This window comes from Sodalinema gerasimenkoae IPPAS B-353 (genome assembly GCF_009846485.1).
GTDB lineage: Bacteria > Cyanobacteriota > Cyanobacteriia > Cyanobacteriales > Geitlerinemataceae > Sodalinema > Sodalinema gerasimenkoae.
This window is the reverse complement of the sequence record NZ_ML776472.1, coordinates 4,184,410-4,197,140: the sequence shown is the minus strand read 5'-3', so window position 1 is coordinate 4,197,140 and position 12,731 is coordinate 4,184,410. Positions and strand designations below refer to the sequence as shown.

14 protein-coding genes are annotated in these 12,731 nt (G+C 51.9%); 8 read left to right on the top strand and 6 right to left on the bottom strand.

The window, feature by feature from the left end:
* The first annotated feature begins 22 nt into the window (after positions 1-22).
* From L855_RS18145 to L855_RS18120, 6 genes are all read left to right on the top strand, one after another.
* Entirely contained in the window at positions 23-769 is a 747-nt protein-coding gene (locus L855_RS18145; RefSeq protein WP_159790378.1) for a hypothetical protein, read from the top strand.
* Between the two features lie 125 nt (positions 770-894).
* On the top strand, positions 895-1,692 hold the full coding sequence (locus L855_RS18140; RefSeq protein WP_159790377.1) for a DUF1822 family protein: 798 nt from the start codon (positions 895-897) through the stop codon (positions 1,690-1,692).
* A gap of 428 nt (positions 1,693-2,120) precedes the next feature.
* The gene (locus L855_RS18135) at positions 2,121-3,317 is read left to right on the top strand and encodes a hypothetical protein (RefSeq protein ID WP_159790376.1); all 1,197 of its coding nucleotides are present in this window, start codon (positions 2,121-2,123) and stop codon (positions 3,315-3,317) included.
* Positions 3,318-3,467: 150 nt separating this feature from the next.
* Positions 3,468-4,181 carry a hypothetical protein gene (locus tag L855_RS18130; protein ID WP_159790375.1) on the top strand — a complete coding sequence of 238 codons (714 nt, stop codon included), beginning with the start codon at positions 3,468-3,470 and terminating at the stop codon, positions 4,179-4,181.
* A gap of 99 nt (positions 4,182-4,280) precedes the next feature.
* A complete protein-coding gene (locus L855_RS18125; RefSeq protein WP_159790374.1) occupies positions 4,281-4,865 on the top strand; it encodes a pentapeptide repeat-containing protein in 585 nt (194 codons plus the stop codon).
* A 134-nt stretch (positions 4,866-4,999) separates the two neighbouring features.
* Entirely contained in the window at positions 5,000-5,452 is a 453-nt protein-coding gene (locus tag L855_RS18120; RefSeq protein WP_159790373.1) for a hypothetical protein, read from the top strand.
* Positions 5,453-5,491: 39 nt separating this feature from the next.
* Here L855_RS18120 and L855_RS18115 read toward each other — a convergent pair whose 3' ends face one another.
* Entirely contained in the window at positions 5,492-7,093 is a 1,602-nt protein-coding gene (locus tag L855_RS18115) for a mechanosensitive ion channel (protein WP_159790372.1), read from the bottom strand.
* A gap of 548 nt (positions 7,094-7,641) precedes the next feature.
* On the opposite strand from L855_RS18115, the gene L855_RS18110 reads away from it, so the two are divergent.
* Positions 7,642-8,100 carry an SRPBCC family protein gene (locus L855_RS18110; RefSeq protein WP_159790371.1) on the top strand — a complete coding sequence of 153 codons (459 nt, stop codon included), beginning with the start codon at positions 7,642-7,644 and terminating at the stop codon, positions 8,098-8,100.
* A 3-nt stretch (positions 8,101-8,103) separates the two neighbouring features.
* Positions 8,104-8,937: an alpha/beta fold hydrolase gene (locus L855_RS18105; RefSeq protein ID WP_159790370.1), complete on the top strand. Its 834-nt coding sequence runs from the start codon at positions 8,104-8,106 to the stop codon at positions 8,935-8,937.
* Here the strand turns inward: L855_RS18105 and L855_RS18100 are convergent.
* From L855_RS18100 to carA, 5 genes are all read right to left on the bottom strand, one after another.
* On the bottom strand, positions 8,928-9,209 hold the full coding sequence (locus tag L855_RS18100; protein ID WP_159790369.1) for a DUF1816 domain-containing protein: 282 nt from the start codon (positions 9,207-9,209) through the stop codon (positions 8,928-8,930). The genes L855_RS18105 and L855_RS18100 overlap by 10 nt on opposite strands.
* Before the next feature lie 152 nt (positions 9,210-9,361).
* Positions 9,362-10,345 carry a 23S rRNA (guanosine(2251)-2'-O)-methyltransferase RlmB gene (gene rlmB / locus L855_RS18095; protein ID WP_159790368.1) on the bottom strand — a complete coding sequence of 328 codons (984 nt, stop codon included), beginning with the start codon at positions 10,343-10,345 and terminating at the stop codon, positions 9,362-9,364.
* A 99-nt stretch (positions 10,346-10,444) separates the two neighbouring features.
* Positions 10,445-10,849 carry a Mini-ribonuclease 3 gene (locus L855_RS18090; RefSeq protein ID WP_159790367.1) on the bottom strand — a complete coding sequence of 135 codons (405 nt, stop codon included), beginning with the start codon at positions 10,847-10,849 and terminating at the stop codon, positions 10,445-10,447.
* A gap of 90 nt (positions 10,850-10,939) precedes the next feature.
* Positions 10,940-11,290, bottom strand: a complete 351-nt coding sequence (locus L855_RS18085; RefSeq protein WP_246199076.1) for an STAS domain-containing protein — start codon at positions 11,288-11,290, stop codon at positions 10,940-10,942.
* 134 nt (positions 11,291-11,424) lie between these two features.
* The gene (gene carA, locus L855_RS18080; protein WP_159790366.1) at positions 11,425-12,579 is read right to left on the bottom strand and encodes a glutamine-hydrolyzing carbamoyl-phosphate synthase small subunit; all 1,155 of its coding nucleotides are present in this window, start codon (positions 12,577-12,579) and stop codon (positions 11,425-11,427) included.
* Positions 12,580-12,731 lie beyond the last annotated feature (152 nt).

Below are 12,731 nucleotides of genomic sequence, written 5' to 3'. Positions count from 1 at the left end.
TTGTAACGTCGAGGTGATTATCATGGAGTATCAGAAACATCAGCAGTTGTGGAAGGTTCCAATGTGTGAGAAACATCCCATCCATGAAGAATTGAAAGAGATTTTTCGCCAAGCGTTGCGGGAACCCAACCCCAAAAAACGCCGACAGCTACGACTAGAGGGCATCCGACGGACGTTAGCCGCCCCGTCAGAGTTATTCTGGAAACCTAAGCCCGAGTCAGAGATGAATCAGCTTCTTTATGAGGAGGCTTGTTTCCAAGCTTGGGATTATTTGGAACGCAAGGTTCACGGTGAAATTCGCGGCAAGAAACGGACTGAGGACAAAGCCTATGACCCCGACAAAGGCGATGGCAGTCCGATTACGCTCTGGAATAAGACTTGCGAAAAGAAGTATAAGGGGTTGTTGAAAATCCAGCCGCAACGCCATGTCACTCCCATTGATTATAAAACAGGTAAACCCAAGGATATGGATGATTTTGCAGTACCAGCTAAGCGACAATCGATGGATGAGTTGCTGGTAAAAATCAAAACTGTCATCGAAGAGGATTGTGAAGAAGTTTACCAGACAACTTGCGTCCGAAAAAATCCACGACCGCCAATCACTGCGCAGATGGTGTTTTTGGAAATTGTAAAACAGACAATCAATGGAGAAACATGGACGTGTAAGTCCTTAGCAATGACGTTTAAACTGCCAGAGGGAGTGATGAACTCAGCCTGGTCAAGAAAACTCAAACCTCTTTTAGCTAAGATGCAGGATTGGCTGGATTAGTGGTTAGCTTGAATCATCAAGATTTTTGCGGTAGTTTGCATATAATTTTAATGATTCACTGTTAATCACTTAAGGTCAACACAAGCTTAACCGTTTTTGCTCAGTTTATTAGGACAAAACACACCATGAATACACAACAATTCGGACAATTGGTCGCCATTCCTCAGCGTGTGAAACAGCGTTTAAGAGCGTTGACTCAATCGTTCCCCGAGGAGACGATAGAGACGAGTCATCAACGGGCGATCGCCGCCTGGGTGGTGGGACGATATCTGCGTCGCTTTGGCTTTGTCTGTGAGATTGAAGAGAGTAGCGCCTGGAATCCAACCTTATCTCTCTTGACGGAGTTTGCGGAGTTAGAGATTTACTCGATAGAGGGGGATGAGTTGGGAACCGTTGAATGTCTCATCCTCCCCCCTGAGGCGGAGGAGTTACAGATTCCCGAAGCCGTGGTGGGCGATCGCCTGGCTTATATTGCGGTGGAGGTGAATCCTGAACAAACTTGGGGAACGATTGTGGGATTTGTCCCAGCATTACGGCTGAAATCCCCGAAACTGACGATAAAACGGGAGAAACTTCTCAGCCGAGAACGTCTGATTGATGTGTTGGCGGATGTAGAGTCTCTGGTGGAGGAGTCTCGACTCTCGGAATTGCAGGGGTACTGGGAACGCCATGGAATTTGGTCCGAGGAACAACGCTTAGCGGCGATCGCCCAGTTGGAGAGTGCTTTATTATTACAAACTAAGGAACGGCGTCAAGTGGAGACAGCGGCGCAACAGTTGGAACGATTGATTGCTGAATCGGGAGGAACGGCGGTTAACCGGGAGTTAGCCTTTAAGGAGGACGATTCTGAGGCGGGCGATCGCCTGGAGTTACGAGAAATTCTCAAACGCCTGTTTCAATCTTTAAGAGAGGATTTAGATTAGGGTATGTTTCCCCAATAAAATCGATAACCAACGGTAGGATGTGTTCCGGCTCCAGGGTATTTAAACCCTAACCAATCCTCTCGAACTTGCCGGAACGCATCGCTCCATCAAGCCCCGATTAGGTTTTCACATCCCTCGGTGCGTGGCGGCAGTTTCCAGCGAGTTTCTAAAGGATAAAAGTGATCGAAGCCGCCACACACCCTACCATGATTCTAAAACAAAAATACCAACGTCAGCCCAGGTAGGATGTGTTCCGGCTCCAGGGTATTTAACTCCCAGCCTACCCTCTCAAACTTGCCGGAACGCATCACCCCAGGAACCCCAGCCACATTTACCGAAACATCTGCATAAAAACCCCTCTCCCAAGCGTTACTCCGATGTCAGCCAACTCAAAACAAGCTGATTGAAAAGCCCAGTTGGAGTAACCCATGGAACTTAAATCCACGCAACCCCCCAACCCCCAAACCGAAGCCAAGTACATCGCCGAAAACCTACGGGAGTCTCACCCGGAACTCAACCACCCCCCACAACCGCCTCGACTCTGGGAACGGCGCCTTAAGCAAGTCGTCTCACCGGTTCGCTTTATCCAAAACCTCCTCTTCGCCAATCCCCAAGACTTTCATGGCCGCGTCTATGTCACCCCAGAGTTACAAGAGCATTCTAACCTCACGGCGCGGGTGATTAGTGTTGCCAGTCTCTTCAACGCCATCACCAATCAACCCCTACTCTTCTTCGCCTTCAAAGACTTCGCAGGAGTCGCCGCCATTTTGGCCAGTTTAACTCTCAATCTGTTGCTGATTAAGTTCACCAACGACAACGGAACCGCCGTGGCGGGCCGCAAGTACGGGAACCAAAGCTGGGCCAAGGCTGGCGCGGCGGCGATGATTGCGATGAGTGTACTGCAATCCTTTGCGGCTGGGGTGGGGATGGAGGCGATGAATAATCGTCCCTATTTGGCGGAGTTGAAGGCCCAGGAGGAAATTGAACGCCAAACGGAGAACTTGCAAGCCATTCCCGCCACCAGTGAAGCCTTGGAAGCCGCACAGCAGGAATTTCAGCAGTTACAAGGGGAGTTGGTGGGGATTCCTCGGGAGAACCCCAATTGGGATACCCTCCATGTGCAACTCTATGGAACTTGGGCCGAACGCGATCGCGATTGGAGTCAGGTTCCCCTGGAAAATCTCCCCTTGCAACAACGAGTCTTCCGCCTGGAACGCCAGGCGCAAGTGATTAAGGAGGAGGCCCAGCAGGCCTGGGGGGAAAAACTGGCTCAGCGTCAGCAACTTGGGGATGATGTTTTGTTCCTGCAACAGCATCTACCGGGAGCATTTGCGCGTCATTTTGATGATGACTATGAGTTGAAATCGGGGACGGAAATTGTCCGCTTGGCGGTGGTGAGTCTCTATCAGAAAGTCCTCAGTTTGGATGTGGCCAGTTTAGGCTTTCCCCTGTTCTTTTTCCTCCTCTCCGTCGTCACCAGTGGGATCGCCTGCTGGCTAACCCTGGCCCATGCACAACGCCAGGATGTGCAGATCTCCCGCGATGAGTGGGTGAGTGAGGCGATTCAGGCGCAAGTTGAGGCTTGGATTCGTGCGGCGGATGACGGTTCTGGAGAAAATTCCTGAGTTTTGCATAAATCCTAGCGTCTGCTGGGTTATGCCAACAGATCGGCGATCGCCATCTCTAACGCTTCTACCATTTCTACCATTTCTACCCTCGCTTCAGGGGGCGATCGCCAGTCCCTCAATCCTATGAGTGATCGAAAGGTTATCCCTATGCAAGCTCCTCACAACCCCACTCAAACGCCGCTCCGGGTGACGCCTCCCCATCTTACCCCTCTGGAGTCCCCCCGTCGTCACCCAGCCAGCGATCGCACCCTTCTCCGTCGCTATGGCCAACAGGCCCGGGAAACGGGAGACTATGACGCAATTCCCCAAATTGCTGAAATTGTCCGTCTAGCGTATCGTCGCCAACTGATTAGCCCCACACAGGCGCAAGTTCTCTTAAATGATTTAAATGAGGTCGAGACCACATTAAACGCCAATATCGCCGAACTAGCCCGAGCATTTGATTCATTCAGCAAGGGGGTGCTATCGGGTCAAAATCCCCGTTTAGAGGACAAGTTGAAGTTACGGGAATCAGTGCGATCGCTCATGGAACCCATCGACCTCCTGATGGCCATGGCCCGCCAACATCCCGATCCCCGAGAACCCGGCGTGGAGGAGGGATTCGCCTCCTGCTATTGCGACACCATCAAGCGCGTCAACGACCTCCGTTATCGCCTCGCCGCCATCACCGAGAAATTCCGCCCCCCAGTTCTCCAACGGCTGCTACGCCACACCTCCAATCCTCAACTCTCTGAACTCGAACTGGCGGCCTTAGAGACGGCGATCGATGATTTACAGTTCACCGCTGCGGATTTAATCCCTCGCCTACGCAGTAACATCAGCCGCAAGGTTCCCCAATTTTGGGGGTCATTTCCAGATTAAGCCAGAGTGCATAAAAACCCCGATTAATTGGGTAAGTATTTCGTCGGGAGAGCGAGAGCTTCATCCTCTCCCTATTTCATTCATTTAGGAGTTCCCCCCATGTTTACTTTCATGCAAAATCTCCTGGAATCCGACGAACCTAAACGAGAGATTACTGCTGATAACTTCCTTAAGCAAATCGAAAAAGGAATCAAGAATTTTCATCTAATTAAAGTCACCAATGCCAATTTACGGGGTTTAGATTTAAATGACATTGTCATGACTCAGAGTGAGTTACGGAGTTGTGATTTTAGCCAGAGTTCGCTTCTCCATGCTAACTTTCAGGAAACTCGTCTTAAAGGGACGAATTTTAGCGGTTCTTTTTTGGCAAAAAGTAATTTCTACAAAGCCAACTTAATCGGTTGTAATTTTAGCGGAGTTCATGGGCAGGGAGTGAATTTATCTCATGCCAATCTACGAGGTGCCAATCTCACCTGGGCGGATTTACGAGGGGTCAACTTAGCCAAAGCGACCTTACAGGATGTGAATCTTTCCTACACCAATTTAGAAGGCGCCAATCTAGGTCGAGGCCGTATTGCCGCAACGACTTTAAATATGTTGCGGTTACCGGCTGGAAGTCGGGTAATTCGTCAAGGTTGGTGGCGTTCTAAGTCAGGCGTAAAACAAGAACAACAAGCCGAATAAATCCCCCTGACAGCCTGGCGACCCCAAGAGGCCCCCCCTAAATCTTTCCCCTCTTGGGAGGGGTGCCCGAAGGGCGGGGTGGGTTCTTCCTCTTGCCTCTTGCCTCTTGCCTCTTGCCTCTTGCCTTTTTCACCATGATACAACTCAAGATTACCCAAACCTTAACCCATTGTCTGCGTCTTCTTATTCCCACAACCGTTGATGGAAATCAACCCATCGATACCGCTGATTTAGTCCGTCAAATCAATCAAGACCTCTGTAGCTTTTGCGGAGGAACCCTCTGTAAGCAACATCGTGGCTATTATCAAAGTGATACGTTGGGTTTAGTTGAGGAGGTCATTTATGAAATCGAAGTGTGGACGACTGAGTTTGGCTTGAAACAAGTCGAGCCACACTTGCAGGGATGGATTCGTAAAATTCTGGTGGACTTACGGCAGGAGTCGGTGTTGGTCATGATGGATGGTCAAGCCCTCTTATGGGAAGTATCCAAAGGGGACATTTTAAGCCAGAAGCCAACACCCAATCCAGTATTTTCCGGTCATGAAAAAAGGGTAGCGTACCACTACCCCAAAGGTTCTATAACATGAGAGGAGACCCATCAAATCGGTGTCTCACTCTGAAACTTATTACCGTTGCTGGAACGAGGCCAGGAACTCGCGGATTTTCTCCGCAGCCACATCCCGTCCGCCTAAGCCAAAGGCCAGGGCGATCGCAACTGCCAACGCACCCAACAGCAAGCCAAACGCCAGATTGACAATATCCGGCGCAATGCCCATTTGTTGTAAAGCCATAGCAACCACAAACACGATAATGGCAACCCGGGCCACCTGTCCCAGTAATTGAGAGTTGGCGGAACCCGAACCCACAATCAAGTTGTGGACCAAGTTGGCCAAATAAAGACCAATCCCCAGGACAATGAGTCCAGCCAGAATCTGACCGAAGATGATCAGTAATCCAGAAACAATGGTGTTCAGGGCGGGAATTTCCAAAACATCCACGGCGGCAATGATCCCAAATAGCTCAATGCCAACCCAGATAATAATGCCGACAAACTCAGAGGGAGTACGGCTTCCCTGGAAGCGAGTCATCGCACCGGGTTCTTCAGGACTCCGGGGAGGGGGATTAATCCCTAAGGCCGAGAAGATGTTATTGAAGCCCATGCTGGTGAGTAAGTTCGTGACGAACTCTGACACCAGGCGTCCAATAAAGAAGGAAAGGGCGATGATTAACGCCGCCGTAAACAGTTGAGGCAGGAAGTCTAAGACTCGCTGCAACATCGAAATCGCCGGGCCAGATACCGCTGCAATTTGTAGGGCATCTAGGGCCGCAATGGCGATGGGGATTAACACCAAGACGTAAACGAAGGTGCCAATCACCCCGGATAGGGACATTCCCCCCATCTGTCCTAAGCCTAAGCGAGAGCCAAGGTTATCCACACCCGTGGCAGACAGTAGGTTGGTGACAATCCCTCGAATTACCCGTGCAATCAGCCAACCAATGACCCCAATGGCCACGGCGGTTATGATTTGGGGGAGATAGGAGAGAATCCTCTCAACCATCGCTTGCAGGGGTTGCAGTAAGCCTTGCAAGTTGAGGGTGTCGAGAATAATCGGCAGGAAGAGGAGAATGATGAACCAATAGAGGATATTGGCTAAGGCTTCATTCACCAAAAAGGGACTGGCCCCTCCCGATTGTTCCGCCAGACGTTCATCGAGGCGGAAGCCTTCGAGTCCTTTGTTTAGTAGGACTTTACAAAGGGTGGCTAAGGCCCAAGCCACAATCAGCAACACCGTAGCGGCAGCAATCCGTGGCAGGTAATCAAAGATTTGACCCAAGAATCCCGCCAGCGGCCCGGAGACAATCTCCAAGTCGAGGACGTTGAAGAAGGCCAGTAACCCTAGAAGCAGGATAATCCAATAGACGATTTTCGCTGCCCAGATTTCGATGGGAAAGTCGGTGGCCTGATTCCCGGTGAGCCAGCCAGCAATTTTGTTGTCAACATCGGTGCGATGCAGCAGGGCCTTGACGGCACTAGCGGCAATGGTCGCCACAATCCAGAATAGGATCAGGATGGCGATCGCCCCGACAATACTGGGGATAAAGTCCCCTAGGGTCCCGCTGAGGCGATCCCAAAATCCGGCGAAGGTGGTGGTGATATCACCATCCGCCTGGGCAAGCAGACGAGGGATTCCCTCGCCTGATGAGTTTAAAGACCAGTGGTCTAGCATACTTGTTTATGACGCGATCGCAACTTGGTCTCTCCCCTTCCCCGAAAGGCAATGGAAGCTCCCGTAGTCCGATGCGCCCTCCGTATAACGACAGATGCAATCAAGGGCGGTGGCCAGCGGAGGATAACTCCCCAGATGAACCGCCACACTAAATTGGAGTTTGCTTCAGCCTTGAGATTAACGACTGAGAACGCAAAACTATCATAGCTATGTTGCCGTAATCAGCAGCACTTGCAAACATCCTACAGAAATAATCCGATTCATCCTAGTTTTTCCCAGTTTCGTCGAGACTTGCTTCAAAGAATAACTGTATTGACACATCGCCATAAAAATGTGATTCTTAGAGGTCCCACCCCAGGTATGTCAAGATAACCCTAGGGGCGATCGCCCGGCTTCGCGGTCACCTGCAACCCGTCGCCCAACGAGATAAGACATCATTATCAACTAAACTCAAGTTCCCAAGAGGCGTTAAAATTATTTATCGTCCATTATCCTTTGTCTATTATCCTTAGCTAGTCCTGACCTTCCACCAAGTTCGTCAAGCTTGAATGTCTTTAAGTCGTGTTTTTGAACAGTCCATTTATATCCGCGCCAGTGCCACCACCGTGGAACGCTGTCTAACGGATTTGCAGTTGATGCACAGTTGGCTCAATCCCGCCTTACGTTGCGAACCCATTGGTGAGTGGGATGACCGTCTCGGCGCTCAGTCCCGTTTTGTGATTCAAGTCCCCCTCCTCAAACCCAGCCTCATCAGTCGCATCGTTGAACGAGAACCGGGATTAGTCGTCTGGTCCTTTGAGGGCTTCTTTGTGGGATGCGATCGCTGGGAATGTCAGCCCCAAATCGAAGGAACTTTACTCCTGAACCGCTTTGAATTCACCATTCCCAACCCCATCATCGCCTTTGGCTTCGATCGCGTGGCGGCCAACTGGACGCGGGAGGATATGCAGGCGCAACTCCGCCGTCTGAAACGAGTCGCTGAACGCACCTACCGTCAAGGGGTCTAAATCATGGCAGCCATCGACCTCTATACAGACATCCGTGGTGAAGGGATGCCGATTCTCTGTCTCCATGGCCATCCCGGTAATAGTCAGAGTCTCTCCGTCTTCACCGATGCCCTCTCCCCCCACTATCGCACCATCAGTCCTGATTTGCGGGGCTATGGTCGCAGTCATACCTCGCTCCCCTTTTCCATGGAGGCGCACCTAGAAGACCTAGAGGCACTCCTAACCCGCCTCGATCTCGATAAATTCTGGCTGCTGGGTTGGTCATTAGGGGGCATTCTCGCCCTGGAACTCGCTCTGAGGCATCCTGAGCAAGTTCTGGGCATCATTGGCGTGGCGACGGCGGCTCGTCCTCGAAGTGAGCATCCCCCTGTCTCCCGAGCCATGTTGGCCTATTCGGCTTTGGCGGGGATTAGTAATGGGGTATTTCCCGGTCGTCAATGGATTATTGACCATTGGGGACGGCGATCGCTCTTTCGCTATCTCGTGAGCCGTCAAACCCCAGCCGTCTATCGCTATCTGGCCCGAGAGGGGATTTCTGCCTATTTGGGAACCACCCCCCTGGCCCGCCGGGCCCTCTCTCAGGCACTGCGGGACGGCTATGATCGGCGTTCCCAATTATCACAACTTCACTGTCCCTGTCTCTGGCTCATCGGAGAGGGCGATCGCCATATCACCCCCGCCTCCAGCCATGAAACAGCGCGGCTCCTCCCCCACTGCGATGTGAGGGTTTACGAAGAAACCGCGCACCTATTTCCTTGGGAAGTTCCCCATTTGGTTTGTCAAGATATATTGACTTGGCTGACACACCCTGAGCGACAGGCCCTCAACTACATTTGACCGCTAAAGGCCGGCTTTGGGGGAGACTTGGGGAAATCCGTTGCTTCCTCGAAGATAGTCAGTTCTGAGGGCTTATGACGCCCCACCTGAGCCTGGATTCCTTGGGCCCCTTCAGCTTCTAAGTCTTCGATATAGCCGACCTTAGCCAGGTTAGCCTCCTTCTGAGACAGGAACGGTCCAAAGTAGTAAGTACATTGGGGCTGGTCCGTGCGGATCTCAACCCAGCAGGCGAGACCGACGAATTGCAGAATGTTAATCAAAAATTCCTTCATGACGTTTGCCCGTTTGTTAGTGGATAGTGAAGATTGCGAACCCAACAGACGCGATGCTGTGACTTTACAGTTCTTTATACTCTGCCCGTTGCTTTTGTGCAACGCCCAACGGCCCTAGTTTTAGGGAGCTGGACGGTGATACTTTGATACTACTACGATCCCCAATTTTTGAGCTGTAGTCGATTCGACCAACGTTGACGGTAAATTTCATACAATGCCATCCCCGCTGCGACTGAAACGTTGAGACTAGGGGTGCTACCGGCTAAAGGAATAGAAACAAGCTGGTCACAGTGGCGTTGAGTTAGGAGGGATAAACCATCGCCTTCTGCCCCCATCACTAACACAGTTGCCCGGTCAAATTCAACCTCGCTGATGACGGAATCGGCTTGTTCGGACAGTCCATAAATCCAGAACCCCTCTTCTTTCAGGGTTTCCAAGGTTCGGCTTAAGTTAACCACTTGGGCGACGGGCAATTTTTCAATGGCTCCGGCGGCCACTTTCATCACGGTGGAGGTGACCCCCGCTGCTCGCCGTTGGGGAACCACCAACCCCTGAGCGCCAATGGCTTCGGCGGTACGGATAATGGCACCTAAGTTGTGGGGATCGGTGATCCCGTCACTAATAATGATGACGGGGCGATCGCTGACCTTTTTAGACTGTTCGATGAGATCGGCAATATGCCAATACTCATAGGGGGCCACCTGGGCGATGACTCCCTGGTGATTTCCTCCATCGGCCATGCGATCGAGTTGTTTGTAGGAGGCTTCATCCACCACGGTTCCTCGCTGTTTGGCTTGACTGAGGAGCGTATGGAAGCGCGGCGCGTGGCGCAATTGCTCCGAAATCCAAACCCGATGCAGCCGGCGATCGCTCTCTAAGGCACTTAAGACGGTATGGCGACCATAGATGATGTCCCGCTCCTCTAGGCTGTTTTCTGCCTCTGAGGAGACCTCTGAAGGGGATGTATCGCGCTGTCCCTCCGGGCGATCGCGGCGGCGATTGTCATGACGAGTCTCATAGCGATTATCACGGTCTGGCCCGGAATAGCGTTTGGATTTTTTCGGAAAGCGGGGTTTGTCAGAAGACCCTGACCGAGTGATAGGTTTCCGAGAGGGTTTGCGGGGTTTCGGAGTCATGGTGATTCACCTAACGACAAAAAGCTTGACAAAATTTAAAAAATAGGCTAGGGCGACTCGGGGCGATCGCCAGGGCCCTAGGAACAACCAGGCCCGGAACTAATCCTCGAAATTGAAGCGGCTAAGGAGTTCAAACAAACGCTCCGAGTCTGTCAAATACAAATACCCAATCAGAGCCTCTAAACCGGTGGCCTCCTGATAGGTTTTGGGATCGAGCCGTTTCGGGGGGCGAACCGTCGCATTGCGGCCCCGACGAATCACATCCCGTTCCTCATCGGTCAAATCCGTCTCAATCAAGTGGAGTTGCTCAGCCTGACGTTCGGCCCGCACTTGGGCCACCACCTGCTGATGATAGCGATGAGTACGCCGGGGAGGAAACAGATACCGTTGGCGGACATATAACTCATACACCGCATCCCCCAAATAGGCCAAGGAAGTTGGTGAAAGTTGCCGTAGTTGTTGGGGCGTTAACGACGTCTGTAGCAACCCAACCTCCTCAAACACCGCTCAATCCGAATAAACAACATTTAAACAACAGAATAACGAGCCGTGTTGCTCAGTGGCGCCACGGCTCGCCGACCTATCCATACGTTATCAGGACTTGGAGACGTTGGCGATCGCCTCATCCACCGAACCCTGTAACGATAGGAACTTTTCTAATCGCACCAGTTTGACGGTTTGTGTGACTCGCGGGTTGGTCACCACTTGCAAAGTTCCTTTAGCAGTTTGCGCCCGTTTAACTAACTGCACCAGTGCGCCCAAACCGGAGCTATCGACAAAATCAATCTTCGAGAGGTCTAGGATCACATTGGCCGGACCTTCATCGATACATTTGCTAAGAACTTTTTGGAAGTTCGGCTCCGAGAACGCATCAAGCAGCCCCGTGAGTCGGAACAACTGGTAGTTTCCTTTGACTTCTCTTGTGCCTCGTAGGCTGACGGTCAAGTTGAGTGGCTCAGGAATAGCGTCCTCCTCGTGTCACGTAATACCTTGAGTTAACGCCTCAGTATAGGCTGTATCTACAGGTTTGTCTAGGGGCTGCGCCCAAAATCAGCAGATTTTCGGGGGACTCCCAGGGGTTAAACGGAGGCAGTGGCCCGTCGAGCTTGGCGCATGGATTCAACAAATTGGCCAAACAGATAATCGGCATCATGGGGGCCAGGACTGGCTTCTGGGTGATATTGCACCGAGAACAACGGCAGTTGTTTATGACGCAATCCGGCCACGGTGCGATCGTTGAGGTTAAAGTGAGTCACCTCTAAATCTCCACTCAGGGACTCAGCATCAATCGCGAAGCCGTGATTCTGACTGGTAATCTCCACCTGTTGACTCAAGCCACAGGGTTGATTGAGGCCACGGTGGCCAAACTTGAGTTTAAAGGTTTCACCACCAATGGCTTGCCCGAGAATTTGGTGGCCCATACAGATACCAAACATGGGTTTTTCGGCCGTCAGTAGGGATTTCACCGTAGCGACTCCATCCCGCACCGCCGACGGATCTCCGGGGCCGTTGGAGAGGAAAATCCCCTCGGGATTGTAGCTGAGAATCTCCTCGGGGGAGGTACTGACAGGAACCACAATCACCCGACAGCCGTAACTGGCCAGACGACGCAGAATGTTGCGCTTCACCCCAAAGTCAATGGCGACAACGGTATAGGGGTCTTCTCCCGGTTGCACTTTGGGGCCAAATTCCCAAATCTCGGCCGTCGGTTCCTGCCACTCATAGACTTCCGAGGTGGAGACTTCCGGAACCAGGTTAAGTCCTGCCATACTCGGGGCCGACTGAACTTGCATCAATAGGGCTTCAGGGTCGAGGATTTCTGTAGAGACTGCCCCATTCATCGCCCCCGACGATCGCAGTTTTAGGGTTAAGGCGCGGGTATCAATGCCATAAATTCCGGGAATCCCATGCTCTTTGAGATAATCCGGCAAGGACTGCGTTGAGCGCCAGTTGCTAGGACGGTGACAGATATTCCGTGCGATCGCCGCCTTGGCAACGGGCCCCTTAGATTCTTCATCGTCGGGGTTCACCCCAACATTTCCCAGTTCAGGATAGGTAAAGGTAATCAACTGACCACAGTAACTGGGATCGGTCAAAACTTCTTGATAGCCCGTCATTCCGGTATTGAAGACGACTTCACCGATGGCCGTTCCGGTGGCACCGAAGGAGTAACCTTGATAATGGCTGCCGTCGGCGAGGACAAGGAGTGCAGGTTGAGCGCCTGAGATGGGCATGGCTGTGCGGGTAATTAAGTCGATCGGCGCTATTATGCCACGAGTCGGGGGCTAAGGGGGTAGAGGATTTCGGGAATTTGGTGAGGAGGCGATCGCATTTTGGTCAGTACAGAGGGAACAGGGAACAGGGAACAGGGAACAGGGTCACAGAG